This window comes from Pantoea sp. KPR_PJ (genome assembly GCF_041386365.1).
Lineage (GTDB): Bacteria > Pseudomonadota > Gammaproteobacteria > Enterobacterales > Enterobacteriaceae > Pantoea.
Genome location: NZ_JABMIK010000002.1, coordinates 26,176 through 52,536, shown reverse-complemented (window position 1 = coordinate 52,536; position 26,361 = coordinate 26,176). Strand labels below are relative to the sequence as shown.

Annotated in this window: 28 protein-coding genes; 14 read left to right on the top strand and 14 right to left on the bottom strand. The window is 55.1% G+C overall.

The window, feature by feature from the left end:
- Positions 1-239 precede the first annotated feature (239 nt).
- The 3 genes from HP564_RS04895 to rlmA all read left to right on the top strand — a co-directional run bounded on the left by HP564_RS04895 (position 240) and on the right by rlmA (position 1,541).
- Entirely contained in the window at positions 240-314 is a 75-nt protein-coding gene (locus tag HP564_RS04895; protein ID WP_370661853.1) for a DUF2627 domain-containing protein, read from the top strand.
- An 81-nt stretch (positions 315-395) separates the two neighbouring features.
- Positions 396-605 (top strand): transcription antiterminator/RNA stability regulator CspE, encoded by a 210-nt coding sequence (gene cspE / locus HP564_RS04890; protein WP_003852684.1) that lies wholly within the window; start codon positions 396-398, stop codon positions 603-605.
- Between the two features lie 138 nt (positions 606-743).
- Positions 744-1,541 carry a 23S rRNA (guanine(745)-N(1))-methyltransferase gene (gene rlmA / locus HP564_RS04885; protein WP_371240786.1) on the top strand — a complete coding sequence of 266 codons (798 nt, stop codon included), beginning with the start codon at positions 744-746 and terminating at the stop codon, positions 1,539-1,541.
- Here the strand turns inward: rlmA and HP564_RS04880 are convergent.
- The 4 genes from HP564_RS04880 to manX are packed head-to-tail and all read right to left on the bottom strand — an operon-like array spanning position 1,538 to position 4,744.
- A complete protein-coding gene (locus HP564_RS04880; RefSeq protein WP_371240784.1) occupies positions 1,538-1,996 on the bottom strand; it encodes a DUF986 family protein in 459 nt (152 codons plus the stop codon). The genes rlmA and HP564_RS04880 overlap by 4 nt on opposite strands.
- A 54-nt stretch (positions 1,997-2,050) precedes the next feature.
- Positions 2,051-2,896 carry a PTS mannose transporter subunit IID gene (locus HP564_RS04875; RefSeq protein ID WP_371240781.1) on the bottom strand — a complete coding sequence of 282 codons (846 nt, stop codon included), beginning with the start codon at positions 2,894-2,896 and terminating at the stop codon, positions 2,051-2,053.
- Positions 2,897-2,911: 15 nt separating this feature from the next.
- Positions 2,912-3,712, bottom strand: coding sequence for a PTS mannose/fructose/sorbose transporter subunit IIC (locus HP564_RS04870; protein WP_371241967.1), 801 nt, complete (start codon positions 3,710-3,712; stop codon positions 2,912-2,914).
- Positions 3,713-3,772: 60 nt separating this feature from the next.
- The gene (gene manX, locus HP564_RS04865; RefSeq protein ID WP_371240779.1) at positions 3,773-4,744 is read right to left on the bottom strand and encodes a PTS mannose transporter subunit IIAB; all 972 of its coding nucleotides are present in this window, start codon (positions 4,742-4,744) and stop codon (positions 3,773-3,775) included.
- Between the two features lie 504 nt (positions 4,745-5,248).
- Here manX and HP564_RS04860 point away from each other — a divergent pair.
- Positions 5,249-6,814: a transporter associated domain-containing protein gene (locus HP564_RS04860; RefSeq protein ID WP_371241966.1), complete on the top strand. Its 1,566-nt coding sequence runs from the start codon at positions 5,249-5,251 to the stop codon at positions 6,812-6,814.
- A 167-nt stretch (positions 6,815-6,981) separates the two neighbouring features.
- Here HP564_RS04860 and HP564_RS04855 read toward each other — a convergent pair whose 3' ends face one another.
- The 4 genes from HP564_RS04855 to pabB all read right to left on the bottom strand — a co-directional run bounded on the left by HP564_RS04855 (position 6,982) and on the right by pabB (position 12,246).
- Positions 6,982-8,544 carry an EAL domain-containing protein gene (locus HP564_RS04855; protein ID WP_371240777.1) on the bottom strand — a complete coding sequence of 521 codons (1,563 nt, stop codon included), beginning with the start codon at positions 8,542-8,544 and terminating at the stop codon, positions 6,982-6,984.
- A gap of 223 nt (positions 8,545-8,767) precedes the next feature.
- Positions 8,768-10,132: an L-serine ammonia-lyase gene (locus HP564_RS04850; RefSeq protein ID WP_371240776.1), complete on the bottom strand. Its 1,365-nt coding sequence runs from the start codon at positions 10,130-10,132 to the stop codon at positions 8,768-8,770.
- A 189-nt stretch (positions 10,133-10,321) separates the two neighbouring features.
- Positions 10,322-10,888: a CoA pyrophosphatase gene (locus HP564_RS04845; protein ID WP_371240774.1), complete on the bottom strand. Its 567-nt coding sequence runs from the start codon at positions 10,886-10,888 to the stop codon at positions 10,322-10,324.
- A complete protein-coding gene (gene pabB / locus HP564_RS04840; protein ID WP_371241964.1) occupies positions 10,885-12,246 on the bottom strand; it encodes an aminodeoxychorismate synthase component 1 in 1,362 nt (453 codons plus the stop codon). The genes HP564_RS04845 and pabB overlap by 4 nt, the downstream gene beginning before the upstream one ends.
- Positions 12,247-12,355: 109 nt before the next feature.
- Between pabB and HP564_RS04835 the strand changes: the two genes are divergently transcribed.
- Positions 12,356-12,541 (top strand): YoaH family protein, encoded by a 186-nt coding sequence (locus tag HP564_RS04835; protein WP_371240773.1) that lies wholly within the window; start codon positions 12,356-12,358, stop codon positions 12,539-12,541.
- Between the two features lie 15 nt (positions 12,542-12,556).
- On the opposite strand, the gene HP564_RS04830 is transcribed toward HP564_RS04835, so the two are convergent.
- Positions 12,557-12,901, bottom strand: coding sequence for a RidA family protein (locus HP564_RS04830; protein WP_081142588.1), 345 nt, complete (start codon positions 12,899-12,901; stop codon positions 12,557-12,559).
- Positions 12,902-13,024: 123 nt separating this feature from the next.
- Here HP564_RS04830 and HP564_RS04825 point away from each other — a divergent pair, with 123 nt between their 5' ends.
- From HP564_RS04825 to rnd, 5 genes are all read left to right on the top strand, one after another.
- The gene (locus HP564_RS04825; protein ID WP_371240771.1) at positions 13,025-14,932 is read left to right on the top strand and encodes an ATP-dependent DNA helicase; all 1,908 of its coding nucleotides are present in this window, start codon (positions 13,025-13,027) and stop codon (positions 14,930-14,932) included.
- Between the two features lie 54 nt (positions 14,933-14,986).
- Positions 14,987-15,685: a tRNA (adenosine(37)-N6)-threonylcarbamoyltransferase complex dimerization subunit type 1 TsaB gene (gene tsaB, locus HP564_RS04820; protein ID WP_371240769.1), complete on the top strand. Its 699-nt coding sequence runs from the start codon at positions 14,987-14,989 to the stop codon at positions 15,683-15,685.
- A gap of 59 nt (positions 15,686-15,744) precedes the next feature.
- Positions 15,745-16,335, top strand: a complete 591-nt coding sequence (locus tag HP564_RS04815; RefSeq protein WP_371240767.1) for a Slp family lipoprotein — start codon at positions 15,745-15,747, stop codon at positions 16,333-16,335.
- 205 nt (positions 16,336-16,540) lie between these two features.
- Positions 16,541-18,217, top strand: coding sequence for a long-chain-fatty-acid--CoA ligase FadD (gene fadD / locus HP564_RS04810; protein WP_371240766.1), 1,677 nt, complete (start codon positions 16,541-16,543; stop codon positions 18,215-18,217).
- A gap of 99 nt (positions 18,218-18,316) precedes the next feature.
- Positions 18,317-19,438: a ribonuclease D gene (gene rnd / locus HP564_RS04805; RefSeq protein ID WP_371240764.1), complete on the top strand. Its 1,122-nt coding sequence runs from the start codon at positions 18,317-18,319 to the stop codon at positions 19,436-19,438.
- A gap of 51 nt (positions 19,439-19,489) precedes the next feature.
- Here rnd and minE read toward each other — a convergent pair whose 3' ends face one another.
- Genes minE through minC form a run of 3 tightly spaced genes read right to left on the bottom strand, consistent with a single transcriptional unit; the run spans position 19,490 to position 21,313 of the window.
- Positions 19,490-19,759: a cell division topological specificity factor MinE gene (minE, locus tag HP564_RS04800; protein ID WP_033746630.1), complete on the bottom strand. Its 270-nt coding sequence runs from the start codon at positions 19,757-19,759 to the stop codon at positions 19,490-19,492.
- Positions 19,760-19,762: 3 nt separating this feature from the next.
- On the bottom strand, positions 19,763-20,575 hold the full coding sequence (minD, locus tag HP564_RS04795; RefSeq protein ID WP_033746633.1) for a septum site-determining protein MinD: 813 nt from the start codon (positions 20,573-20,575) through the stop codon (positions 19,763-19,765).
- Between the two features lie 33 nt (positions 20,576-20,608).
- Positions 20,609-21,313, bottom strand: a complete 705-nt coding sequence (gene minC / locus HP564_RS04790; protein WP_371240762.1) for a septum site-determining protein MinC — start codon at positions 21,311-21,313, stop codon at positions 20,609-20,611.
- 154 nt (positions 21,314-21,467) lie between these two features.
- Here minC and HP564_RS04785 point away from each other — a divergent pair, with 154 nt between their 5' ends.
- The 3 genes from HP564_RS04785 to HP564_RS04775 all read left to right on the top strand — a co-directional run bounded on the left by HP564_RS04785 (position 21,468) and on the right by HP564_RS04775 (position 23,224).
- Positions 21,468-21,743: a YcgL domain-containing protein gene (locus HP564_RS04785; RefSeq protein ID WP_371240760.1), complete on the top strand. Its 276-nt coding sequence runs from the start codon at positions 21,468-21,470 to the stop codon at positions 21,741-21,743.
- Positions 21,744-22,050: 307 nt separating this feature from the next.
- On the top strand, positions 22,051-22,710 hold the full coding sequence (locus HP564_RS04780) for a fumarylacetoacetate hydrolase family protein (RefSeq protein WP_371240758.1): 660 nt from the start codon (positions 22,051-22,053) through the stop codon (positions 22,708-22,710).
- Positions 22,711-22,777: 67 nt separating this feature from the next.
- Positions 22,778-23,224, top strand: coding sequence for a YcgN family cysteine cluster protein (locus HP564_RS04775; protein WP_371240755.1), 447 nt, complete (start codon positions 22,778-22,780; stop codon positions 23,222-23,224).
- 33 nt (positions 23,225-23,257) lie between these two features.
- Here the strand turns inward: HP564_RS04775 and dsbB are convergent, their stop codons facing one another.
- Together dsbB and nhaB are read right to left on the bottom strand one after the other, a co-directional pair.
- Entirely contained in the window at positions 23,258-23,788 is a 531-nt protein-coding gene (gene dsbB / locus HP564_RS04770; protein ID WP_371240753.1) for a disulfide bond formation protein DsbB, read from the bottom strand.
- Positions 23,789-23,905: 117 nt separating this feature from the next.
- Positions 23,906-25,429 (bottom strand): sodium/proton antiporter NhaB, encoded by a 1,524-nt coding sequence (gene nhaB, locus HP564_RS04765; RefSeq protein ID WP_371240751.1) that lies wholly within the window; start codon positions 25,427-25,429, stop codon positions 23,906-23,908.
- A 204-nt stretch (positions 25,430-25,633) separates the two neighbouring features.
- On the opposite strand from nhaB, the gene fadR reads away from it, so the two are divergent.
- Positions 25,634-26,353 carry a fatty acid metabolism transcriptional regulator FadR gene (fadR, locus tag HP564_RS04760; protein ID WP_371240749.1) on the top strand — a complete coding sequence of 240 codons (720 nt, stop codon included), beginning with the start codon at positions 25,634-25,636 and terminating at the stop codon, positions 26,351-26,353.
- Positions 26,354-26,361 lie beyond the last annotated feature (8 nt).

Below are 26,361 nucleotides of genomic sequence, written 5' to 3'. Positions count from 1 at the left end.
TTACACTGTACAGGTTGGACGAGGAATGCAGTATCCGCTACAGTTATTCGTATCGCTGGTAAGTTGATGGATAATGCTTTTTAGGCTACTAACGGTCAGGTTATGTACCAAAGTGAACAAAGTGCATCTGGGCTTCGCAAATTTTGTGCACTATATCCATGGCCGATTAAAAATGCCTTGCCATTAATTTACGAATATGTGATAACAATTCGTGGGTCAAACGAGGTACAGTTCTGTTTATGTATGGCATCTTCAGTAAAGAAGTTACGAGTAAAAACGTTGACGTTGAATACCGCTTCCTTGCCGAACCTTAATTAGTGCCTCATGCAGTAACGTCTCTGGTTTCTCTGTAGGTCAGCCTCCGGGCAAAATAAACACTCTAAGGAATTTGCAAAATGGCAAAGATTAAAGGTCAGGTTAAGTGGTTCAACGAGTCTAAAGGTTTTGGTTTTATTACTCCTGCTGACGGCAGCAAAGACGTGTTCGTACACTTCTCTGCAATCCAGGGCAATGGTTTTAAAACTCTGGCTGAAGGCCAAAGCGTTGAGTTCGAAATTCAGGACGGCCAGAAAGGCCCGGCTGCTGTCAACGTAACCGCTATCTGATTTCGTGCCAGCTCGGTGCCATGCACCACTGAAAACGAATCTGTAAAGCCCCGGTCATCTGACCGGGGCTTTTTCATTGCGCTTTCGATACGTCAGCGAACGGGTTACACTGCGGCGCGTCTTGTTAATGGAGTCCGTATGTCGCTGATTTGTCCCCTGTGCCACCACGCTTTGCAGCCGGAAAACCGCAGCTGGCGCTGTGAAAATCGCCATCAGTTCGATCAGGCGAAAGAAGGCTATATTAATTTGTTGCCCGTTCAGCATAAAGGCTCGCGTGAGCCTGGCGACAGCGCAGAGATGATGCAGGCACGGCGCGAATTCCTGCAGGCTGGCCACTATCAGCCGCTGCGTGACGGTGTTGTTGCGCTGCTGCGTGAGAGGCTGCCCGATGCCAGTGCGCTGCTGGATATCGGCTGCGGTGAGGGTTACTACACCTCGGCCCTCAGTGCGCTGGGCGCACGGGTTTACGGACTCGATATTGCTAAGAATGCCATTCGTCTGGCAGCAAAACGCTATGCGGATGTACAGTTTTGCGTGGCATCCAGCCAGCGGCTCCCGTTTGCCGATGCCTCGCTGGATGCGGTGATACGTATTTATGCGCCCTGCAATGAAGCTGAACTGACGCGGGTTATCAGGCCCGGTGGCGTGTTGCTGACCGTCACGCCCGGTGCCTGGCATTTGCAACAGTTTAAAGCGCTTATTTACCGCGAAGTGCAGCCCCACTTACCGGAAGAGAAGCGTTACGACGGCTTCAGTGAAGAGAGTCACCAGTCGTTACGCTACACCATGAACCTGAGCGGGGAGGCCGCAGCAACGCTGCTGCAGATGACACCTTTTGCCTGGCGAGCCAGGCCCTCCGTGTGGGGGGAACTTCAGGCGTCAAAAAACTTTGAATGCGATGCTGATTTTCGTCTGACACTGTGGCGACGCGATTAGCGCGCCTCGATCAGCGTATGATAAATGCGTTCCAGATCGTCAAGTTGCTGTACGGCGATCAACAGGCGGCGCGTTTCCAGCTGCATCACCAGAACGCCATCTTCAGAAAGATTCATATGCTGAATGCGGGCATAATCGACCCAGGCGCCCGCGTAGAACATCCCTGCGTTTTTCATTAGCAGCGTGGGGCGGCGCAGCCAGAACAGCCAGAACGCCAAAAAGCAAAGTACCATCAGCAGGGTGGTGGTCAGCTGTGGCCCCTGATGCGTGACGTTATTCCATAATAAAATGCCCAGTAGTCCGATGAAAATCAGGCTGTCGATTTTATGTCTGCGACGTAGTGCCACGCGTAGCCGCGTCGGCCCTTTACGGCGCGGCAGGATCGCTTCGTCATAGAGGGCAAAGAGCAGCAGCGCGGCGATGCAGAGCGCGATAAGGCCATCCGTGAGAGTCATCACTGTCTCCAGCAAGAGAAACTGCCGGGCGCAGCACGCCCGGCAGAGAGGGGACTACAGGCCAAGCAGGCCGATCCAGTAGCCAAAAATACCAATCACAAAGAAGCCCACGATAATCCACAGCGCGTTGACCTTCCGGCGCAGTAACCACATACAGGCGAAGGTCAACAACAGCGGCACAATGCCTGGCATTAACTGGTCGAGAATGGTCTGCACGGTGGTCACAGTGGTCTTGCCCGTCTGATCGGTAATACGTGATACCACCAGCGGAATATTAACGTGCGTCCACTTATTAACCAGCGCCCCCATGACAAACAGGCCAAGGATGGACGCCCCTTCCGTCAGTTTCTGCAGGAAACCCCCGCCCATGTCGCTGACAATATCAATCCCTTTGCGATAGCCATAGGCCACGCCATAATAGCGCGTCAGCAAACGCGCCAGGTTAAACAGAACAAAGAACAGCAGTGGCCCGAGCAGGCTGCCGCTCATTGCGATACCGGCACCGAGCGCAGCGAAAACCGGGCGCACCGTTCCCCAGAAGATAGGGTCACCTACACCTGCCAGCGGGCCCATCAGGCCCACCTTGATCCCGTTTATTGCACCATCATCAATCTCTGCGCCGTTAGCGCGCTGTTCTTCCATCGCCATCGTCACGCCCAGCACTGGCGCAGCGACGTAAGGATGCGTGTTGAAGAATTCCAGATGGCGCTTGATTGCCTGTCTGCGCGCTTCGTTATTCTCCGGATAGAGACGACGAATGACCGGCACCATGGAAAAGCAGAAGCCCAGCGCCTGCATACGCTCAAAGTTCCACGAGCCCTGGAACAAATTAGACCGCAGAAACACGGCGCGCACGTCACCCGGGGTGAGTTTCTTTTGCGTTGTTGATGTATCAACCATGTTGTCACCTGTTCCTTAGTCGAGTTCGTTATCGAGATCGTTATTTGCCGGGCCCGCCGCAGGTGCGCCTGCCACACGGTTATATTTTGGTGCCAGCTGGATATAGAGCACGGCCATTACCACACCGATAACCCCCAGCGCGACCAGATTGAAACTGGTAAAGGCGGCCGTGACAAAACCCAGGTAAAAGAAGGGCATCAGGTAGCCCGCGCGCATCATGTTGATAACCATCGCGTAGCCCACCACGACAATCATACCGCCAGCGATATTCAGACCATTGGTGACGACCTCAGGAATGGAGCTGAGCAGGGTGTGAACGGCGCTGGTGCCGACAGAAATCGCCACGATCAGCGCGGGAATGGCGATACGCATCGCCTGTAGCACCAGCGCGGATACGTGTATCCAGGAGATTGCTGTCAGGTTACCTTTTTCTGCGGCTTTGTCAGCTGCGTGCTGGAAAGCCACGGTGATCGTACGCACGATAATCGTCAGAACCTGACCGGCCGCAGCCAGCGGAATCGCCAGCGCGATACCGGCACCGACGCTCTGGCCTCCGGCAATGACCAGGATAGTGGAAATAATTGAGGCGAGTGCCGCATCGGGCGCGACAGCCGCCCCGATGTTCATCCAGCCCAGGGCGATCATCTCCAGCGTACCACCAATGATGATGCCGGTTTTCATATCGCCCAGTACTGCCCCAATCAGGGTACAGGCCACCAGCGGACGATGAAACTGGAACTCATCCAGAATCGACCCCATACCCGCTATACAGGCCACGATAAATATTAAAAGAATTTGTAGCGAGGTTATTTCCATCATATCCCTTCTCCTCAGCAGGATAGCGTGAACTGGCCTACAGGCGCAGCCGGCAGCTTTTTACGCGTTGACCTTCGCAATCAGGTCCATCATTTTCAGTTTTGGATCGTTGGAAACTTTTCGGACTTCGAGCTCAATATGGCGTTCGTTCAGCTTGCGGAACGCAGCAATATCCTTTTCATCGACCGATACAGCATTGTTGACCTGGGTTTTCCCCTGGCGAAACGCCATGCCGCCAATATTCACCGTTTTAATCTCCACGCCCTGTTCCACCACGCGCAGCACGTCAGTCGGGTTGGTGAACAGCAGCATGACGCGGTCGCGTCCATATTTAGGGTTGTTCCACACCCGAACCATCTTGTCGACATCCACCACGTGCGCCGTAACGCCTGGCGGGGCCACCTGCGTCAGCAGCGTTTTACGCACGTGATCCTTTGCTACCTCATCACTCACCACGATAATGCGCGAAACATTGGTCTCTTTGGTCCAGCGTGTGGCTACCTGACCGTGAATCAGGCGATCGTCGATACGCGCCAGACCGATTTTCATATGTTCGCCTGGGGCCAGCGGGGTAGCCGGGGCCTGGGGCGGTGTTGCGGCTGGTGCCGCGGCAGGGGAGGAAGGCGGCGGGGAGAGTGGGGTTTTTTGTGCCTTAACGCCTTCCCGGCCAGTTTCAACGGCAATCGCCACCAGGTCGGCAAAGTCGGGATCGTCGTCGCGCGCCATCAGCGTTTCGACAAGCATTGGAATATTAACCCCGGCGATAACATCGTAATTCTCTTTATCCAGTACGACGCGGCTGGCTGCATTAAACGGGCTGCCACCCCAGGTATCCACTAAAAACAGTACACCTTTCGACGTCTCCAGCTTTGTCAGTTGCGTCTGATATTTCTCAATAAGTGTTTCTGCATTTTCACCAGGGACGAAGTCGATCCATCCCACATTATCCTGCTCGCCCAGCAGCATCTCTGCCGTTTTCAGCAGTTGCTCGGCTGCCCAGCCGTGTGTACCAATTACTATTGCAATGGTCACTTGCTACCTCCGTTTGCTAGAGAGATTCGCCTGGAGTCGACGAAACGTTATGCGTTATCGCTACGGTTATCCGCTGACAACGTAGTCAAATCATCTGTATAAGCAGGTCATTTTCAGGCGTGTTACCTGAACCGGTGAGTCGCGATTTATTTTAGTGCGCGAAAAAATATTTTATGTGACGGTTGTCAGTAATCGGACGGCCCAGCAGGAAAGCAGGGTGATTTTTTACCAAGGGATAAAGGTTGAATCATTTGTAAATGAAAGAAAATTTTTTGACCTATTTTACCGTCCTGATACATTAGCGATCTGTTTATTACTCAGGAGTAACGGGTTTCAGCCCACCTTTATGGATCGTCACCGACGTCGCTTAATCACTTTGATGCGCGCTGCTGCGCTTTCTCCCACGCCTGACGGCGTTTCTGTATTTCACCCGATTGCCTCTCTGTCACGTCTGAAGATGCTGACACGATATCGTTCAATCTGTCTCTCGTTCAGGAGTCAATGATGGAATTTCTCTTCGACCCCTCAATCTGGGCCGGCTTATTAACGCTTGTCGTACTGGAAATCGTGCTTGGCATCGACAACCTGGTGTTTATTGCCATTCTTGCCGACAAACTGCCGCCGAAGCAGCGTGACAAAGCCCGGCTGATTGGCCTGTCGCTGGCGCTGGTTATGCGCCTGGGTTTGCTGTCGCTGATATCGTGGATGGTCACGCTGACGCGTCCGCTGTTCAGCGTAGGTGACTTTAGCTTCTCAGGCCGGGATCTGATTTTGCTGATCGGCGGACTTTTCCTGCTGTTCAAGGCAACGATGGAGCTGCATGAGAGGCTGGAAAACCGTCAGCTGGAGCAGCAGGGGAACCGCAGCTACGCCAGCTTCTGGGCCGTGGTGATGCAGATTGTGGTACTGGATGCGGTCTTCTCACTTGATGCCGTTATCACGGCGGTGGGAATGGTCAACCATCTGCCGGTGATGATGACGGCGGTGGTGATTGCGATGGGTGTGATGCTGCTGGCCTCTAAGCCGTTGACCAACTTTGTTAACGCGCACCCGACCGTTGTGGTGCTCTGCCTCAGCTTCCTGCTGATGATCGGTCTGTCGCTGGTGGCAGAAGGGTTTGGCTTCCATATTCCTAAAGGCTATCTCTATGCAGCGATTGGTTTCTCGATCCTGATTGAGCTGTTTAACCAGATTGCGCGCCGCAATTTTATGCGTCATCAGGCGCATCGCCCGATGCGCGAGCGAACCGCCGAGGCAATTTTACGATTGATGGGCGGGCGTCAGCGTCCGGCGCAGCCGGCCATCAGTGAAGAGTCACCGCTGGCTGTGGCTATCCCGCAGGAGGCCTTTAAGGATGAAGAGCGCTATATGATCAATGGCGTGCTGACGCTGGCCTCGCGCTCTATCCGCAGCATTATGACGCCGCGCGGTGAAATCTCCTGGGTAGACGCGGAGCGTCCGCTGGATGAGATCCGTATTCAGCTACTGGATACGCCGCACAGCCTGTTCCCGGTCTGTCGAGGGGAGCTGGATGAGATAATCGGCGTGGTGCGCGCGAAGGAGCTGCTGGTGGCGATTGAGCACGGTATGGATGTGGCAACCTTTGCCGCCACCTCGCCGGCTATTGTCGTCCCGGAGACGCTGGACCCGATCAACTTGCTTGGTGTGCTGCGTCGTGCCAAAGGCAGCTTTGTTATCGTAACGAATGAGTTCGGCGTAGTGCAGGGTCTGATTACCCCGCTCGACGTGCTGGAAGCTATTGCTGGCGAGTTCCCGGATGAAGATGAAACCCCGGATATTGTCGCTGATGGCGATGGCTGGATTGTGAAGGGGGGAACCGACCTCCATTCGCTACAGCAGCTGTTTGATGTAAACGATCTGGTGAATCCAGATGAAGATCATGCGTCCCTGGCAGGGTTGCTGATCGGCCAGAAAGGGCAGTTGCCGTTGCCTGGCGACGTTATTGATCTGCCGCCGCTGCACTTCACTATTCTTCAGGCGACCGATTACCGTGTCGATCTGGTGCGCGTCACCAAAGATAAGCCGCACGAGGATGAAGACGAGGTCTAGTAAAAAAACGGCGCTGCGGCGCCGTTTTACTTTGCCGGGACAGGCAAGGAGGAAAACAGCAGAAGCGATTGTCTGATCGCTCAGGGCCGCTTCTGTCATTTCTGCTTCGCGAGACGCTGATTGTCAGCGGCTGCCTTCTGCATAACGCACAGACAGAAGACTGACGCTTATGCGGTCAGGGAGGCCTGATGCTGCATCAGCCAGGCAGGAAAATCCTCAATGGGCATCGGGCGCGCGTAAAAATATCCCTGCAACAGATCCACACCGCGTTCGCGCAGGTAGTCGGCCTGCTCAGCGGTTTCGACCCCTTCGGCTACCAGGCTGATGTTCAGCCGCTGCGCCAGAGAGATCACCATATCAGTCACCGTGGCATTAATCGCATCGGTGCCAATAGCCGCAGTAAAAATCTTGTCGATCTTCAACACATCCGGCTGTAAATCTTTCAGGTAAGAGAGTGAACTGTGGCCCGTGCCAAAATCATCAATCGCCAGCCGCACGCCAATGCTGTGCAGCTGCGCAATGACATTCTGATCGACTACGGGCAGCGCGTCGCGTTCCGTTAGCTCCACGATCAGTTTCGGCAGCGGGTGGGCTGGCCACCAGAGCTGTTGTAAATCGTCGACGATGGCACGATCGCGAAAATGGCTGGCGGCCACGTTGATGGCAACGTGGAACGACGGGCACTGCGGTAAATTAGGCAGCTGCGCCACTGCTTTGTCGATGACGAAACGCGTCAGCGGTGCGATAAGGTTTTGCCGTTCCGCCAGCGGAATAAAGACGTCAGGCGGGATCCAGCCCTGACGCGCATTATGCCAGCGCAGCAGCAGTTCAATGCCGTCACAGTTACCGCTCCGCGCGTTGATCAAGGGCTGGCAGTAGACCATAAATTCATTTGCGGTGATCCCGTAGCTGATCTGCCAGCTCAGGCTCATGCGGTTTGCCGTTGCCAGCCAGACAATATAGCCAATCAGCAAGCTCAACAGCAGCGCCAGCGGCAGCTGCGAAGGCAGGGTGGCCATGGCCAGCCGGGACGGGGAAGGGCCATACAGCGTAATGGTAAAAGGATAGCGCAGTGAAGCCTGATCGTAGCTGACTTCATCGTCTGATGGCATCGCGGGTTCGATTAGCGGATTGCCATATTCGAGACTCTCTCCGCCGACGTTAAAGATGGCGCGCTCCACCCACGGCAGCTGTGGTTCCAGCAGGTAAGTGCTCATGAGTTCAATATTTATGACCTGCAAAATCCCGGAGCGATTATCGAGCGATTTAGGCGTCCACAGCAGCAGAATCGGCGACCCCTTCAGCAGATAATTATCGGTAGAGAGCATCATGCGCTGATTATTAATCGCCAGCTCAGGATAGGTCTGGCTAAAGGGAATGGCACGTGGCCCATAGATGCTTGAGCAATAAATGGTGTCGTTATCAACCAGTAAAATTGCCCGTACGGTTTGCAGCGCTGATATTTTCTCGATAAGGGGAAAGCGCACGTTTTGGCAGGGCACGCCAACCAGCCCCAGCGTGTTATTCGCCGACACGTCAAGCGGTGAAAACATACGGTCAAATCGCTGAATAGCGTTATCGGCGAAATCGAGCGACTGCTGTTCGATACGCGATTTTTCTTCGATAAAACGAAAAGCCAGCGTCAGAATCAGCACCACAGCGGCGATCACCAACGCGACGAATAATCGCTTACGGCGAAACTGTCCAACATATTGCTGGGCCAAAAGCATCAGTAACCACCTTCCACATACTCAATTAAAGCCCGGATAACGGGACTGTTATCGGCATGGCGCAGCTAAGGTTTAGCCATGCTTCATAAAAAAGCGGTTCTGAAAAAACGACGCGACCTGAAAAGGTCGCGTGAAAGTTTACTCTATCGTTATTCTGCGTGATGAGGTAGGTCTGAAAACTTGTTCACCCACAACTGAACGAAAAGTAGACAGTGCAAGAGCGTTAGTCACACTGAACTTTAATGGCCAGTCCGCCACGAGAGGTTTCGCGATACTTGGCGTTCATGTCTTTACCGGTTTCATACATGGTTTCAATCACCTTATCGAGCGACACGCGTGGCTCGCTGGTCCGGCGCAGCGCCATACGGGCCGAGTTGATCGCTTTCACTGACGCGATAGCGTTACGTTCGATGCAGGGCACCTGCACCTGACCCGCCACCGGATCGCAGGTCAGCCCAAGATTGTGCTCCATGCCAATCTCGGCCGCGACGCAAACCTGTTCCGGGCTGCCGCCCAGCAGCTCAGCCAGCCCAGCGGCAGCCATTGAGCAGGCCACGCCTACTTCACCCTGACAGCCTACTTCCGCGCCGGAAATCGAGGCATTCATCTTATAAAGGATACCGATCGCGCCGGAGGCCAGAAAATAGCGAATAAAAATATCGGGCGTGACGGTTTCGATAAAGTGATCGTAATAGGCCAGCACGGCAGGCACGATACCGCAGGCCCCGTTCGTTGGGGCCGTGACGACGCGTCCGCCCGCAGCATTCTCTTCATTAACCGCCAGGGCAAACATATTGACCCAGTCGATCACGTTCATGGGATCGTTAGAGTGCTTAGAGGAAGAGGTCAGCAAGCGCCGCAGCGACGCAGCACGACGTGGCACGCGCAGGGGACCTGGCAGCACGCCCTCGGTATTCAGTCCGCGATCGATACAGGCCTGCATGGTCTGCCACACGTCCGTAAAGTAGGCGTAGATCTCATCGCGCGAATGCAGCGCCAGTTCATTTTTCATCACCAGCCCGGAAAGGGACAGGCCGGTTTCGTGGCAGTGCGCCAGCAGCTCTTTAGCTGAGTGGAAAGGCCAGGGCACGCTCACCTCATCCAGGGCTGACTGGCCAAAATGCTCTTCGTCAACGATAAAGCCGCCGCCCACGGAGTAGTAGGTTTTGCTCAGGATCAGCAGATCGTCCGCGAAGGCGAGCAGGCGCATGCCGTTTTCATGCAGCGAAAGGTTTTCGCTGCGAAATACCATACCGCCTTCGCGCGGGAAATCGACTTCATGCGCGCCGTTTGCCAGCAGCAACCGTTCGCGTTGCTCAACGTCCCGGATAAAAGCGGGAATGCTGTCGATATCAACCGTGGCCGGGGAGGCCCCTGCCAGACCCATAATGATTGCGATATCGGTATGGTGACCTTTACCCGTCAGTGACAGTGAGCCATAGACATCCACAGCGATGCGCGTCACCGCCTGAAGTTTGCCCTGTTCAGTCAGCAGGTCGACAAACTCCTTACCTGCTTTCATCGGTCCCACGGTATGGGAACTCGATGGGCCGATGCCCACTTTGAACATGTCAAAAACGCTAATCACAGGCGACACTCCTCACAAATAAATTATTATTACTGCCGGGGCAGTTTATGGCGCTAATAGTAATCGTCGGGCAGGGGAAATAAGTCTCTTTTCGCATGAAATAAACTAATTATTCAGACGAGAAATAGTTATCCTGGCATTATCAATGCCACGGGACATGGTATGTCAGCTGAAAGATAAAAACGGGCGCTAGAACGCGATTTGCTGACTCAGCGATCGAATAATGCCGGCGGTCATGCCCCAGACCAGGTAGTCCTGATAGACCGACAGCCAGACCGGATGGCGCAGTCCGGCACGCTCTGTCTCCAGCGAAGCATAGCGATTTAATTGCAGCGCTTCTTCCAGCGGCATTTCGAAGGCGCTCTCTACTTCATCTGGGTTAATCTGCAGTTTGATCTCCGGAGAGATAATGCCAACCACTGGCGTAACGCGAAAACCGGTGCTGCTGGTAACCGGGGCGAGTTGACCAATGACCTTTACCTCAGCGGGATCGATGCCCACCTCTTCCTGCGCCTCGCGCAGCGCGGTGGCGACCAGCGAGATATCGCTCTCATCCTGCATGCCGCCTGGAAACGCGACCTGACCTGCATGCTTGCGCAGTTCACGCGAGCGACGCGTCAGCAGTAAGCCGGGCGCGTCGCGCGCAACCACTGGCACCAGCACGGCCGCCTGGCGGCCAGCCGGACGCCGCTGCGGCTTCTCTGGCTGTTGCAGCATAAAACGGGTGACGAAAGCGTCAAGCGTGAGCGGCGTCATTCGGTCTCTCCAGAAAGCGCGGGCAAAATGCGGCTGAGTTTATGCAGGGTTTCCTGATATTCCGCGTCCAGTTCGCTGTCGGCTACTACGCCGCCGCCCGCAGCACAGAAGAGCTGCTGCCGTTCAGCGATCAGCGTGCGAATGGTAATGCTGGTATCCATGCGACCACACAGGCTGAGATAGCCAATGCTGCCGCACCAGGCGTTTCGGCGATGCGGTTCCAGTTCATCGATGATCTGCATTGCCCGGATTTTTGGCGCACCGGTGATCGACCCGCCGGGAAAACAGGCGCGCAGCAGATCGCTGGCGTGCAGAGTGTCTGGCAGGCGGGCGCGTATGGTGCTGACCAGATGATGCACCGCCGGAAACGGCTCCACCACAAAGAGTTCTGGTACGCTGACCGAGCCAGGGACCGCAACGCGGCCAATGTCATTGCGCAGCAAATCGACAATCATCAGGTTTTCAGCCCGATCTTTTGCGGAGTGAGCCAGCGCCAGGGCTTCAAGGCGATCGGTTTCCGCCTCTGCTGAGCGCGGCCGCGTGCCTTTGATCGGCCGGGTTTCAATGCGATCGCCGTTCAGCGACAGAAAGCGTTCCGGTGACAGGCTGAGGATAGCGCTGTCAGGCAGACGTAAAAATGCGCTAAACGGGGCGCGGTTCGCCGCATTCAGACGGCAGAACGCCAGCCATTCATCGCCCTGATAGCTCGCCTGAAAGCGCTGCGCCAGATTAACCTGATAGCAGTCACCCGCCTGTATATAGGCCTGCACGGCGTGAAAGCGTCTGGCGTAGTCGCTGTAACTGAGATTCGATTGCCAGTCGCTGGTCAGCCGAAAGGGGACCGCGTCGCGATCGGGCCACTGCATCAGCCAGCGCAGCCGTGCCTGTACATCACCGAGGGATACCAGCGTCAGGCGCTGTAAGTGATGATCGGCAATCAGCGCCCAGTCATAAATCCCGACGGCCATATCTGGCGTGGCGAGGTCATCGGCCGCCTGCTGCGGTAACGTTTCGAAGCGGCGGCCAAGATCGTAACCAAACAGGCCAAGCGCGCCGCCCTGAAAGGGCAAATCGTCACGGGGAGCAGGAGACGACCCCAGCGCATCGCATTGCTGCTGCAGCAGCTGTAGCGGATCGTCTCCGGAGTGCTGCACGCCATCGGCTGTTGCCACCGTGGTGACAGCGTGCTGCGTGAGCAGAGTCGCGCGAGGATCGGCAGTCAAAATATCGAAGCGGTTATCCGTATGATCGGCGTGGCCAGATGTGAGCAGCATGGCCCAGGGCAAATGAGACAGCAGCGCGAAACGCGCGCTGAGCGCATCCGGGGTATAGTGTAGACTGAGCGTTGAGACCATTATCCAGCGAGATTCAGACGTCAATGAGGGCGCTAGCCTGGCATATTTTTTCCCGGCTGGCACCTGTTTGTTCCGCATGGAATAATGCCCGCCTTACAATCAGGAGTGAATTATGTTTACAGGTTTACCGGCACTTTCCCATGAGCAGCAGCAGCAGGCGGTTGAACGTATCCAGGAGCTGATGGCTGGCGGCATGTCCAGTGGACAGGCGATTGCGCAGGTCGCGCAGGAGATCCGCCAGACGCATCAGGGTGAGCAGATCCGGGCGCGTTTCGACGACGAGGACGAAGAGGTCTGACGCCCGATGCGGCGATTACAGCGCCGCAATAATTTTAATTTCGACCTTATATTTCGGGTTCATCAGACCGGCCTGCACGGTACAGCGTACGGGCGCATTGCCAGGTGATACCCAGGCATCCCAGGCGCGGTTCATGGCCGCAAAGTCCGCTTTTTCAACCAGAAAGATAGTCGCATCAAGGATTTTGCTCTTATCAGAGCCGACACGCGTCAGCAGCGCATCAATAACGGCCAGTGCGTTAGCGGTCTGTGCCTCAGCATCGGCGTCAAGATTCTCCGGCACGCTGGTGTAATAGACGGTGTCGTTATGAATTACGGCCTCAGACATACGATGTTCAGGGTCGATACGGGTAATTGTCATGATTTCTCCTTTATTTTCTGTCTGATAGCCTGGCACAAGCAGGGGCGCGCTGTCATCTGTTGTGGAGCCAGTGACGGAATACTGACATAATTACAGTGTTTTTGCCGGAACGGGTGAGGAAGTGTGGCGGACGATTTTGCAGTAGATGGCGCGCTGGCGCAGGCGATTGCGGGCTTCAGGCCGCGCGAGGCGCAGCGTGAAATGGCGCAGGCGGTGAAAGAAGCCGTCAATGCCGGCGGCGAGCTGGTGGTAGAAGCAGGAACCGGAACGGGTAAAACTTACGCCTATCTTGCACCGGCGCTACGCGCGGGAAAGAAAGTGATTGTCTCAACCGGTTCAAAAGCGCTGCAGGACCAGCTTTACGGCCGCGATCTGCCCACGATTGCGAAAGCGCTGAACTTTACCGGTAAAACAGCCTTGCTGAAAGGGCGCTCCAACTACCTCTGCCTGGAGAGGCTGGAACAGCATGCTATGGCGGGTGGCGATCTCAGCGCGCAGGCGCTCACTGATTTAGTGACCCTGCGCGGCTGGTCGTCACAGACCGTTGATGGCGATATCAGCAGCTGCGGTGGGGTGACCGAGGACAGCCCCATCTGGCCACTGGTTACCAGTACCAACGATAACTGTCTTGGTAGCGATTGTCCGCTTTATAAAGAGTGCTTTGTGGTAAAAGCGCGCAAGCGCGCGATGGATGCCGATGTCGTGGTGGTCAATCACCATCTGTTTCTGGCCGATCTGGTGGTCAAAGAGAGCGGCTTTGCGGAACTGATCCCTGAAGCTGACGTAATGATTTTCGACGAGGCGCACCAGATCCCCGATATCGCCAGCCAGTATTTCGGCCAGCAGCTCTCCAGCCGACAGCTGCTCGATCTGGCGAAAGATATCATTATTGCCTACCGCACTGAGGTGCGTGATGTTCAACAGCTGCAAAAATCTGCCGATCGCCTCGCGCAGTGTGCGCAGGATTTTCGCCTGACGCTGGGCGAGCCTGGCTATCGCGGCAACCTGCGCGAGCTCTTTGCTGACAATAACGTGCAGCGTATGTTTACGCTGCTCGATGATGCCCTTGAACTCTGCTACGACGTGATCAAAATGTCTCTCGGCCGCTCCGCGCTGCTGGACGCGGCCTTTGAGCGTGCGGCGCTCTATCGCGGCAGGCTTAAACGGCTGCGCGCAATTGATGAACCGGGCTACAGCTACTGGTATGAATGTACCTCGCGTCATTTTACGCTTGCCCTTACGCCACTCTCTGTCTCAGAACGCTTCCGGGAAGTCATGGATGCGCGAAAAGCGGCATGGATCTTTACCTCTGCGACGCTGGCCGTTAATGAAGAGATGCACCATTTTGCTGATCGGCTGGGCGTCAGCACGGCAAAAACGCTGATCCTGAACAGTCCGTTTGACTATGCGCGTCAGGCGCTGCTCTGTGTGCCGCGCAATTTGCCTGAACCCAACCGGCCGGGTGGCGCGCGTCAGCTGGCGCGCATGATGAAGCCGCTCATTGATGCCAACAACGGGCGCTGCTTCTTTCTTTGCACCTCGCATCTGATGATGCGTGAGCTGGCGGCGGAGTTCCGTGCCAGCATGACGTTGCCGGTACTGGTGCAGGGCGAAACCAGCAAAGGTCAGCTGCTGAAACAGTTTACTGAGGCGGGTAACGCGCTGCTGGTGGCAACCAGCAGCTTCTGGGAGGGGGTCGACGTGCGCGGCGATGCGCTGTCGCTGGTGATTATTGATAAACTGCCTTTTACCTCACCAGAAGATCCGCTGCTGAAAGCGCGAATGGAAGATTGCCGTCTGCGCGGCGGCGATCCCTTCAGTGACGTTCAGCTGCCGGAGGCGGTCATTACCCTTAAGCAGGGAGTCGGTCGCCTTATTCGTGATACGGACGATCGGGGCGTGCTGGTTATTTGCGATCAGCGGCTGGTATCGCGTCCCTATGGCGCCCTGTTTTTGAACAGCCTGCCGCCTACACCGCGCACCCGCGATCTGGCGCGCGCTATCGCCTTCACGCAGCAGGCGAAACAGTAATTTTCTTTTGGCTGTGCTAACATGCGCGCCGTTTTTGAATGACCCGAGGTTGTTATGTCTTCCCGAATTTTGGCGCTGGATACGGCGACAGAAGCCTGTTCAGCCGCGCTGCTTAACCAGCAGCAAATTGATGCCCGTTTTGAGATTGCGCCGCGCGACCATACCCAGCGCATTTTACCGCTGGTTGAAGAGCTGTTGCGGGAGCAAAAGGTAGAACTGACGGCGCTCGATGCGCTGGCGTTTGGCCGCGGGCCGGGCAGTTTTACCGGCGTGCGTATTGGCATTGGCATTGCGCAGGGACTGGCGCTGGGCGCGATGCTGCCGATGATTGGCGTTTCGACGCTGGCGACACTGGCGCAGGGGGCCTGGCGCCAGCAGGGCGCAACGCGCGTGCTGGCGGCGATTGATGCGCGCATGGGCGAGGTCTACTGGGCCGAATATCAACGCGACGCGCAGGGCGTATGGCAGGGCGAGGCCAGCGAAAGCGTGCTGTCGCCTGAAGCAGCGCTGGCGCGGATGCAGAGGCTGGAAGGCGAGTGGTTCACCGCTGGAACCGGCTGGCAGGCGTGGCCGCAGCTGCAGCAGGGGCATGCCCTGACGCTGACAGCGAGCGGCGTTGAATTGCCCGCGGCGGAAGATATGCTGCCGCTGGCGCAGCAGGCATGGCAGCGCGGCGACACCGTTCAGCCAGACCAGGCTGAGCCGACCTATTTGCGTAATGAAGTGGCATGGAAAAAGTTGCCAGGGCGCTGATAACCCCGCAACTTATTGCGACGGCACCAGTCTAACAAACATCTTTCAGGAGAATGCCTATGTCTGTATGTCACAAAGGGATGTCCGGTGTTTTGTTAGCCTGTTCGCTGCTACTCAGTGGCTGCGTCACGGTGCCGGATGCCATAAAGGGAGGCTCAGCGCTTCCGCAGCAGGATCTGGTTCGCGTCATGAACGATCCTGCGCTCTATGTTGGCCAGGAGTCACGCTTCGGCGGCAAAGTGGTTAAGGTCACCAACCTCAACGGTAAAACCCGACTGGAAATTGCCACGCAGCCGCTGGATGACAGCGCACGTCCGCGCCTGGGGGCAGCCTCAGTGGGACGCATCTATGCCGATATCAATAACTTTGTTGACCCGATCGACGTGAATAACCAGTACGTTACCGTGCTGGGCACCATTAAAGGAACAGAGAAAGGTACGATTGGCGCGGCAAGCTATAACTTCGTGGTGGTTGACGTAAGCGGGTATCAGCGCTGGCACCTGACTCAGCAAGTGACGATGCCGCCTCAGCCAATGGATCCCTGGATTTATTATGGCCCGACACGACACCACCGGGGCTACTGGGGGCCGAATCCCTACTGGGGCATGAACAGCGGACCGGCTCAGGTTGACACTATCCTGACCGAGTAATGTTTTTTTGATCGTTTTCTGGCCCGGTCGCGGCTGTCGCGACCGGGCATTTTATTGCCGCAAACAGGCGTGTAAAAATTAGTGATGCGCTTCGCAACCTCGCTTAGCCAAATCGGTGAAACTGGTACAATGAGTTAAAATATTGTTAACAGGTGGGCGGGGTGAGGCTGCAATGGAACAAAAATATGAAAATCGAGGTGAAGCCTTGAACAGGGTCTGGCTGAAGCGCTATCCGCAGGATGTGCCTGCCGAGATTAATGCGGATCGTTATACCTCATTGGTCGACCTCTTTGAGCAGGCCGTACAGCGATACAGCGAGCAGGTCGCCTTTATCAATATGGGGCAGCCCATTACCTATCGTCAGCTTGAGCAAAAAAGCCGTGCGTTTGCCGCCTATCTTCAGACCGAGCTGGGACTGAAAAAAGGCGACCGCGTGGCGCTGATGATGCCCAATCTGTTGCAGTATCCGGTTACGCTGTTCGGCGTGCTGCGTGCAGGCATGGTCGTCGTTAATGTCAATCCGCTCTATACGCCGCGTGAGCTGAAGCACCAGCTTAACGACAGCGGAGCCAGTGCGATTGTTATCGTGTCCAACTTCGCCCACACGCTGGAAAAAGTGGTAGCAGAGACCGGGGTAAAGCACGTTATTCTTACCCGGCTTGGCGATCAGCTTAAGCCAGTGAAGGCCACGCTGGTCAACTTCGTGGTTAAATATATTAAAAAGATGGTACCGAAATACCATCTGCCTGGTGCGGTGTCGCTTCGTCATGTGCTGCAGCAGGGAGCTGAACTGCCTTATCAGCGGCCAGATGTAAACAATGACGATCTCGCGTTTCTGCAATATACCGGCGGTACGACAGGCGTTGCCAAGGGTGCGATGCTGACTCACCGTAATATGCAGGCAAATCTGGAACAAACCAAAGCGACCTATGGCAAGCTGCTGCGTGACGGCAAAGAGTTTGTCGTCACCGCGCTGCCGCTTTATCACGTTTTTGCCCTGACGGTGAACGGCCTGCTGTTTTTTGAGCTGGGTGGCCAGAATCTGTTAATCACCAATCCGCGCGATATTCCCGGGTTTGTAAAAACGCTGGCGAAATATCCGTTTACGGCAATAACCGGCGTCAACACGCTCTTTAATGCTCTTCTCAACGACGCTCAGTTTAACCAGCTTGATTTTTCCACACTGCGGCTGTCAGCAGGCGGCGGTATGTCGGTACAAAAAGCGGTGGCAGAGCGCTGGGAGAAGCTTACCGGTCATTATCTTCTGGAGGGGTATGGACTGACGGAGTGTTCGCCGCTGGTCTCTGTCAACCCTTACGACATTACCGAGCATACCGGTAGTATCGGTCTGCCTGTGCCCTCAACCGATGTCCGTGTGGTTGACGAGCAGGGTAACGACGTTGAGCCGGGCACGCCAGGGGAATTGTGCATTCGCGGTCCGCAGGTGATGGCGGGTTACTGGCAGCGTCCAGATGCTACTGCTGAGGTGCTGAAAAATGGCTGGCTCCTTAGCGGCGATATTGTTACCGTTGACGCGCAAGGCTTTATTCGGATCGTCGATCGTAAAAAGGACATGATCATCGTCTCGGGTTTCAACGTTTACCCTAATGAGATTGAAGATGTCCTGATGCAGCATGCCAAAGTGCGTGAAGCGGCGGCGATTGGCGTACCCAGCGATCTGTCAGGCGAAGCGGTAAAGGTCTGCATTGTGAAAAAAGATCCTTCCCTGACAAAAGAGGAGCTGCTCGATCACTGCCGGCGTCAGCTAACAGGCTACAAGGTGCCAAAAATAATCGAGTTTCGCGAAGAGTTGCCCAAAAGCAACGTAGGCAAAATTTTACGACGCGAACTGCGTGATGAAGCCAGACCCAGCGCAGGCTGAGTTGTGGCAATGATTCTGGTTGAACGCCGGCATAGTCCGGCGTTTTTATTGAAGATGATATGGAGCGCCGCGCGTAGTGTGTTGCGGTGAAGACAAGACGTGAACTATTCCCTGATCGACCAAAATGACCAACTGGCTACGGTATGCCAGCAGGCTCGCCAGCATTCGGCCGTGGCGCTGGATACCGAGTTTGTCCGCACCCGTACATACTATCCTCAGCTGGGGCTGATTCAGCTGTTTGATGGCGAACAGCTGGTGCTGATCGATCCGCTGAATATCAGTGACTGGACTCCGTTTATCGACCTGCTAGGCGATACGCGTGTAACGAAGTTTCTGCATGCAGGTGGAGAGGACCTTGAGGTTTTTCTGCACCGCTTTGGCGTGCTGCCGCAGCCGATGATCGATACGCAGATTCTGGCCGCCTTCTGTGGTCAGCCGCTGTCGTGGGGCTTTGCCGCAATGGTGGCGCATTTTACCCAGACGGTGCTGGACAAGAGTGAATCCCGCACAGACTGGCTGGCGCGCCCGCTGACGCAGCGTCAGTGCGACTATGCCGCGGCGGACGTGCACTATCTGCTACCCATTGCGCATCAGCTAATGGTAATGACCGATGAGGCAGGCAACATGGCGGCCGCGCGTAGCGAGTGCGAACAACTCTGCCAGCGTCGCCTGGACGTGCTGCAGCCGCAGGAGGCCTGGCGCGATATCACGAATGCCTGGCAGTTACGCCCCCGCCAGCTGGCTGCACTACAGCTGCTGGCAGCATGGCGTCTGACCCTCGCACGCGAGAAAGATATGGCGGTTAATTTTGTGGTGCGCGAAGAGAACCTGTGGAAGGTGGCACGCTTTATGCCGGGTTCAATGGGCGAACTGGATCATCTGGGATTGTCAGGGCATGAGATTCGCTTTCACGGCAAAACTCTGCTGGCGCTGGTCGCCGAGGCGCAGGCGCTGCCGGATGAGTCCCTGCCGCAGCCGCCAGGTAATCTGGTTGATCACCCGCACTACAAGTCGGTATTTAAGGCGATAAAAGCGCTGGTGCAGGAGGTGAGTCAGGAGACCGGATTTAGCCAGGAGTTACTCGCCTCGCGTCGCCAGATTAATCAGGTATTAAGTCAGCACTGGGGACTGAAGCCACAAACGCGCGTGCCGGAATTGCTGGCAGGCTGGCGCGGCGACCTGTTTAAAACCCGCATCGACGCTATTCTGGCTCAGCTCTGATCTGAACGTTCCCCTGCTTAGCCGCAGGGGAACATCAGGAAGCGGTCAGGATCATTTGGCTGCTTCTTCCGTTTCCGGCAGTGTTACGTTTAGCTCCAGAATGGAAATATCGTCTCCTTTCTGGTCGAGCTGCACGGTAACCATGTCTGGATCGATCTTCACATATTTGCAAATCACTTCCAGAATGTCGCGTTTGAGCTGCGGAAGATAGTGGGGCTCACTGTCGCCCCTCCTGCGTTCTGCCACGATGATTTGCAGCCTTTCCTTGGCTATGTTGGCAGTGTTCTTCTTCCGGGATAAAAAGAAATCAAGTAATGCCATGGTTTATCCCCCGAACAGGCGTTTCAGGAAACCCTTCTTCTCTTCTTCAATAAAGCGGAAGGGACGTTCTTCGCCGAGTAACCGATCTACGGTATCAGCATAGGCTTTGCCGGCATCGGAATTCGTGTCGAGGATCACTGGTTCGCCCTGGTTAGAGGCGCGCAGTACCGACTGGTCTTCCGGGATGACGCCCACCAGGGGAATACGCAGGATCTCAAGCACATCTTCCATGCTCAGCATATCGCCACGATTAACGCGGCCAGGGTTATAACGGGTTAACAGCAGGTGTTCCTTGACCGGTTCCTGACTGTTTTCGGCGCGGCGCGATTTCGACGCAATAATGCCGAGAATGCGGTCGGAGTCGCGTACGGACGAAACTTCCGGGTTAGTGGTGATAATCGCCTCGTCAGCGAAATAGAGCGCCATCAGCGCGCCTGTTTCGATACCTGCCGGGGAGTCACAGACGATAAAGTCAAAATCCATCGCAGCCAGATCGTTCAGTACCTTCTCGACGCCTTCGCGAGTCAGCGCGTCTTTATCACGCGTCTGTGAAGCGGGCAGGATATGCAGCATCTCGGTGCGCTTGTCTTTGATCAAAGCCTGATTCAGGGTTGCGTCACCCTGAATGACGTTAACGAAATCGTATACTACGCGGCGCTCACACCCCATGATCAGATCGAGGTTACGCAGGCCGATATCGAAATCGATGACAACCGTTTTTTTGCCTTTTTGCGCTAAACCGGTGGCGATGGCCGCGCTTGACGTGGTCTTGCCAACGCCCCCTTTACCGGATGTAACTACAATAATGCGTGCCATAAATATTGATTTCCTTAACAGAAGAAAAGGGGCCTAATTAAGTGTCTGGATAGTCAGCGCGCCCTCTGTGAGACACAGGCGTGCGGCTTTACCAAAAAATTCCGCCGGGATTTGATCCATGATCCAGTATTCACCAGCGATTGAGACCAACTCTGCTGCCAGGCTGGTACAAAAAATCTGGCTGTTGCGATCGCCACCAGCGCCAGCCAGCGCGCGTCCTCGCATCATGCCGTAGATATGAATGTTGCCGTCAGCGACCAGTTCGGCACCGGCGCTTACGCTGTTGGTGACGATCAGATCGGCATTGCGCGCGTAAATTTGCTGTCCAGAGCGGACCGGCGTGTTAATAATGCGCGTTTTACTGGCCAGGGGTTCAACAGGCGCTGCAGGTGGGGCCTCAGGTGCGGGCATTTCGCTGCGTTTTTTACTCTCTTTCCCCTCCGCCAGCACCGGTAGCCCGGCGCGCGCAATCATGCGCTTCAGCGCGTCGTCTTTACAGCCGCTGACGCCAACAATGCGTAATCCCGTCGCAGCAATCGCCTGCTGGAGCTGCTTCCAGTTCACGTTGCCGTTTAGCGCTGCGACGTTGAGCACCACCGGTGCGTTTTTCAAAAAGTCGGGTGCCTGGTCAATTTTGTCCTGCAGTGCCTTGCGAATCACCTCAGGTTCGGGATGGTGCAGATGAACAACAGACAGGGTAAAACTGCTACCTTTGAATTCGATTGGCGTTTGCGACATCTGTCCCACTCAGTCCTGTTTTCTCTCCCGGCGAACAAACGTCGATAAAATCAGCATTTCAGTCCATCCGGTGAATATTCGAAGTTCTGCAAGCATGTTATAGTTACTGTTATTTCCAGGCAAGCCACCATCCAGGTTTATTCGAGTAAAAAATATGTTTTGTGTGATCTACAGAAGCCCGACCCGTGACCAGACTTATCTTTATGTTGAAAAAAAGGACGATTTTAGCCGCGTCCCTGAAGCGCTTTTGCGCGGTTTCGGCAAGCCTCAGCTGGCTATGGTGCTAAAGCTCGACGGCCGTGAGAAGCTGGCCAACGCAGACATCAATAAAGTTAAACAGGCACTTAGCGATCAAGGTTATTATTTGCAGATCCCACCGCCAGTGGAAAATTTGTTGAAAGTTCACCTTGAGTCGACAAAAAAAGATTAATTCAGATTCATCTGTAAATATACTCAGTGCTTCCTGCATATTCAGTCTAATTATATATAACGATTGAAGTAAAATAATGGCGCGATTATCGCGCCTTTTACTGGCTATTATTCTGCATTGCTGAGCCCCTGGTGATAAATCCACCGCTCCAGCAGCATATATTGGTGCTTTTTTGACAATTTACGCACACTAATCTTTGTTAAAGCATCTTATTATTGCTAACAGGGCGGACAAAGGATCCGCTGCATCGCAAACCCAAACGCGCCGGCAGGGCTGGCATAACATCACATCAAAGCAGGGGATTAGCATGTATCAGCATCGTAACTGGCAGGGCGCTTTGTTAGATTTTCCGGTAAACAAAGTGGTCTGTGTCGGCAGCAACTATGCGAAACACATCAAGGAGATGGGCAGCGCTACGCCAGCAGAGCCGGTCATTTTTATCAAGCCGGAAACTGCAATTTGCGACCTGCGCCAGCCGCTTTCGATACCTTCCGCATTTGGTGAGGTTCATCATGAGGTAGAACTCGCGGTTCTGATTGGCGCTACGCTAAAACAGGCCAGCGAGGATCACGTTGCCAAAGCCATTGCTGGCTATGGCGTTGCGCTGGATCTGACGCTACGCGATCTCCAGGCCGGATTTAAAAAAGCAGGGCAGCCGTGGGAAAAATCGAAGGGGTTTGATAACGCCTGCCCGCTGTCGGGTTTCATTCCCTCAGCAGAGTTTCCAGGCGATCCGCAGGATACCGAACTAAAACTGGTTGTTAACGGCGAAGTACGTCAGCACGGCAGGACCTCGGAGATGATCCATAAAATTCTGCCCCTTATCGCCCACATGAGCCAGTTTTTCACCCTGCGTGCAGGCGATGTGGTGTTAACAGGTACACCTGAAGGGGTGGGGCCAGTGCGCGCCGGTGACACGCTGGAGGTGTCGCTAGCCGGACACGGCATCAGCACGCGCGTGCTGTAAAACTTGCAACACCGCGCCTGACCCGATATAAGGTGCGGTTTTTGTGATTAATCTGGACGCAGCTATCATGAGTGAACTTCCTTTCTGGCAGACGAAACGCCTCGATCAAATGAACGATGACGAGTGGGAGTCCTTATGCGATGGATGCGGCCAGTGCTGCCTTAATAAATTGCAGGATGCCGACACGGATGAGATCTATTTCACCAACGTTGCCTGCAATCAACTCAATATCAAATCCTGTCAGTGTCGCAACTACGAGCGTCGCTTCGAGCTTGAAGAGGATTGCATCAAACTGACCCGTGAAAACCTGACCCGCTTTGACTGGCTGCCGCGCACCTGCGCCTATCGTTTGCTGGGGGAAGGAAAAGGGTTACCGGTATGGCACCCGCTGCGGAGTGGTTCGAAGGCCGCTATGCATGCACAGCGTATTTCGGTGCGCTATATCGCCGTGCGGGAAAGCGAGGTGCGCGACTGGGAGGATCATATTATCGATCGCCCGGACCGCAACGGATAAGGAAACAGGCTGCGTCAGCAGCCTGTTTTTTTTTCAGCGAGAGAAGAGATCCCGGCGTTTCGGCCTGAACAGTTGCGCAATCAGTATGACCAGCGCCACGATCAGGTAAGCGGCAAATACCACGATCATCCACTGTGGCATACTCAGGGTAAGGAAAGTCCAGCTTCGTTCCGCGCAGTCTCCGCTGGCGACGAAGACAGAAGGCAGCCATTTATCCAGCGGCAGCCATGCGGGAAAACGCGCGGCGAAATCGCAGATGGTAAACGGATTGGGATGAAGCTGCATCATGGTGTGTTCCCATGAAAGGCGCAGCCCTTCATAAGCACTGTAAATCCAGATCGCTATTCCTGCCCAGCGTAAAGGCGTCTTAGGCGCGATAGCGCCGACTATCCCCGCACCCATTACGCCGAAAAGCGCACAGCGCTCGTAAATACACATTACGCACGGCTTCAACCCCATAACGTGCTGGAACCACAGTGCGGCCAGCTCCAGCGCCAGCGCAGTCAGCGCCAGCAAAAGCCAGGCGCTACGGCCGCGGGATGACTGATTAAGATATCGCAACATCTTGCTTTCCCTGTAAACATTAATGCCACGCAGTGTAAACCAAAAGCAGGTCGGTGCCAGCCTGATACCAGTGAAAATCATAGCCAAAAACCCGTTAAGCTGATCCAGGGCAGTAATTTACATAGCAGGTGCGGCAAGCCACCCCCATTGTGTGACGATCTCGGTAAAGGGCACCAGTAGCCAGTGAATGCAAAAAAAACCTACCAGTGACATAACCAGCGTAAAGGGAAGTGCCATCCAGACCATACGTCCATATGAGAGCCGAATCAGCGGGGCCAGAGCGGAAGTCAGCAGAAACAGAAAGGCCGCCTGACCATTTGGCGTGGCAACTGAGGGAAGGTTAGTGCCGGTATTAGTGGCAACAGCCAGCAGTTCATACTGCTGCAAATCGATAGCGCCCTGGCTAAACGCGTGTTTTGCCTCATTGATAAACACCGAACCAACGAATACGTTGTCAGAGATCGAAGAGAGCAGGCCATTAAAAATGTAGTACCAGCTCAGCTGGGCATGAGGTTCGGCCTGTAACACAAAGGTAATAAGCGGGGCAAAAAGCTGCTGCTCGACGATGATGGCAACGATGGCAAAAAACACGGTGAGCAGTGCGGTAAAAGGCAGCGCTTCGGTGAAAGCCTGACCGATGGTGTGCTCATCAGTGACGCCGCACAGCGAGGTAGCGAGAATAATCACCGAAAGTCCAATTAACCCCACTTCAGCGAGATGCAATGCCAGTGCGACGATGAGCCAGAGACCCGTCAGCGCCTGTATCCACAATTTTTGTCGCTCCTGACGCGTGCGCTTTGCGCGCTCTTCACGATCGTTTTCCAGCAAAATAGCCCGCACCTCATCCGGTAACGTGACACCGTAACCAAAAAGGCGGAAGCGTTCTACCAGTACACTGGTCACAATACCGCACAGCAACACAGGGACGGTAACCGGGGCCATACGCAGGAAAAAGCTGATGAAATCCCAGCCTGCTGCATGGGCAATAATCAGGTTTTGCGGCTCGCCAACCATTGTCATCACGCCACCCAGCGCGGTGCCGATGCCTGCCTGCATCATCAGGCTGCGCAGGAAAGCACGGAATTGCTCCAGCGTGGCGCGCCCTTCCTCCGCAGCATAGCCGGATGCCGATGAGACGCGATGATAGATTTGATAGAAGCCGGTGGCGACGCTAATCACCACGGCCACAACGGTTAAGGCGTCCAGAAACGCGGAGAGAAAGGCGGCAGCAAGACAGAAGGTCAGACTCAGCAGCACTTTAGAGTGCAGCGACAGCAGCAGCCGCGTAAAGACGAACAGCAGTAGCTGCTTCATAAAAAAAATACCGGCCACCATAAAGATCAGCAGCAGCAGAACCTCAAGGTTTCCGGCCAGCTCCTGTTTCACCTGCCCGGCGCTGGTCATGCCAATCGCGATCGCCTCCAGTGTCAGTAATCCCCCCGGCAGCAGCGGATGGCATTTGAGCGCCATACCGAGGGTAAAAATAAATTCGGCAACCAGTAGCCATCCGGCCAGAAAGGGGCTGACAAAGAAATAAAGCAGTGGGTTGATAATAAGAAACGCCAGAATCAGCGTTTTATACCAGTCGGGTGATTGCCCGAGAAAGTTGCGATGTAACGCCTGGCCGAAAGTCATCTCCATGGCTGATGCCCTGTCTTGAAAAAAGGATGGGCAAAAGAGTAATCAGCTAACCCCGCAGGCGCAACTGCGGGTGACAGGTGTGCGCGTGGCTGCTGTTTTTTGCGCCAGCGCGCGCTTTTAATCCTTGCGCAGGCTATAACAGCTTCTGGGCCTCTGGTATGATGAGTGCCATTTCGACAAAGAAAGCAACGAGAAAACATCGCTATGGTCATAAAGGCGCAGAGCCCCGCGGGATTTGCTGAAGAGTATATTATTGAAAGCATCTGGAATAGCCGCTTTCCTCCTGGGTCAATCCTTCCGGCTGAACGTGAGCTTTCTGAACTAATCGGCGTAACCCGTACAACGCTGCGTGAAGTGCTGCAGCGCCTGGCGCGGGATGGCTGGCTGACTATCCAGCACGGTAAACCGACCCGCGTAAATGATTTCTGGGAAACCTCCGGTCTGAACATTCTTGAAACGCTGGCGCGCCTGGATCATGACAGCGTGCCGGTGCTGATTGATAACCTGCTGTCAGTGCGCACCAATATCGCTTCCATTTTTATCAGTCGGGCACTGCGTCATCATCCCGATAAAGCGCGCACGGTGCTGGAGAGTGTGGCGGGTGTGGAAGATCAGGCAGACGCCTATACCGAACTTGATTACCGCGTGTTTCGCGGGCTCGCGTTTGCTTCGGGTAACCCAATCTATGGGCTGATCCTGAATGGCCTGAAAGGGCTTTATACGCGCGTGGGCCGTTACTACTTTTCAAATCCGGAAGCCCGTGAGCTGGCGCGTAATTTTTATGCGCAACTTGAGGTGCTGTGCGTCAATGAACCGGCGCAGGAGAAGATTGTGGATGCGGTGCGTGAATATGGCCGCCGCAGCGGCGAAATTTGGCACAGCATGCAGAAAAGCATGCCGGACGATCTCGGCAGCAAACGCTAATGTAAAAA

Bases quoted from the DNA above. Each gene is read 5' to 3' on its own strand.
- fadR (WP_371240749.1), top strand. From the start codon at position 25,634: ATGGTCATAAAGGCGCAGAGCCCCGCGGGATTTGCTGAAGAGTATATT.
- HP564_RS04880 (WP_371240784.1), bottom strand. From the start codon at position 1,996: ATGACTCTCACGGATGGCCTTATCGCGCTCTGCATCGCCGCGCTGCTG.
- HP564_RS04815 (WP_371240767.1), top strand. From the start codon at position 15,745: ATGTCTGTATGTCACAAAGGGATGTCCGGTGTTTTGTTAGCCTGTTCG.
- HP564_RS04875 (WP_371240781.1), bottom strand. From the start codon at position 2,896: ATGGTTGATACATCAACAACGCAAAAGAAACTCACCCCGGGTGACGTG.
- minD (WP_033746633.1), bottom strand. From the start codon at position 20,575: ATGGCACGCATTATTGTAGTTACATCCGGTAAAGGGGGCGTTGGCAAG.
- cspE (WP_003852684.1), top strand. From the start codon at position 396: ATGGCAAAGATTAAAGGTCAGGTTAAGTGGTTCAACGAGTCTAAAGGT.
- nhaB (WP_371240751.1), bottom strand. From the start codon at position 25,429: ATGGAGATGACTTTCGGCCAGGCGTTACATCGCAACTTTCTCGGGCAA.
- HP564_RS04870 (WP_371241967.1), bottom strand. From the start codon at position 3,712: ATGGAAATAACCTCGCTACAAATTCTTTTAATATTTATCGTGGCCTGT.
- minE (WP_033746630.1), bottom strand. From the start codon at position 19,759: ATGGCATTACTTGATTTCTTTTTATCCCGGAAGAAGAACACTGCCAAC.
- tsaB (WP_371240769.1), top strand. From the start codon at position 14,987: ATGTCTTCCCGAATTTTGGCGCTGGATACGGCGACAGAAGCCTGTTCA.
- dsbB (WP_371240753.1), bottom strand. From the start codon at position 23,788: ATGTTGCGATATCTTAATCAGTCATCCCGCGGCCGTAGCGCCTGGCTT.
- HP564_RS04860 (WP_371241966.1), top strand. From the start codon at position 5,249: ATGGAATTTCTCTTCGACCCCTCAATCTGGGCCGGCTTATTAACGCTT.
- HP564_RS04855 (WP_371240777.1), bottom strand. From the start codon at position 8,544: ATGCTTTTGGCCCAGCAATATGTTGGACAGTTTCGCCGTAAGCGATTA.
- minC (WP_371240762.1), bottom strand. From the start codon at position 21,313: ATGTCGCAAACGCCAATCGAATTCAAAGGTAGCAGTTTTACCCTGTCT.
- HP564_RS04780 (WP_371240758.1), top strand. From the start codon at position 22,051: ATGTATCAGCATCGTAACTGGCAGGGCGCTTTGTTAGATTTTCCGGTA.
- HP564_RS04835 (WP_371240773.1), top strand. From the start codon at position 12,356: ATGTTTACAGGTTTACCGGCACTTTCCCATGAGCAGCAGCAGCAGGCG.
- HP564_RS04775 (WP_371240755.1), top strand. From the start codon at position 22,778: ATGAGTGAACTTCCTTTCTGGCAGACGAAACGCCTCGATCAAATGAAC.
- HP564_RS04785 (WP_371240760.1), top strand. From the start codon at position 21,468: ATGTTTTGTGTGATCTACAGAAGCCCGACCCGTGACCAGACTTATCTT.
- HP564_RS04845 (WP_371240774.1), bottom strand. From the start codon at position 10,888: ATGACGCCGCTCACGCTTGACGCTTTCGTCACCCGTTTTATGCTGCAA.
- HP564_RS04830 (WP_081142588.1), bottom strand. From the start codon at position 12,901: ATGACAATTACCCGTATCGACCCTGAACATCGTATGTCTGAGGCCGTA.
- rlmA (WP_371240786.1), top strand. From the start codon at position 744: ATGTCGCTGATTTGTCCCCTGTGCCACCACGCTTTGCAGCCGGAAAAC.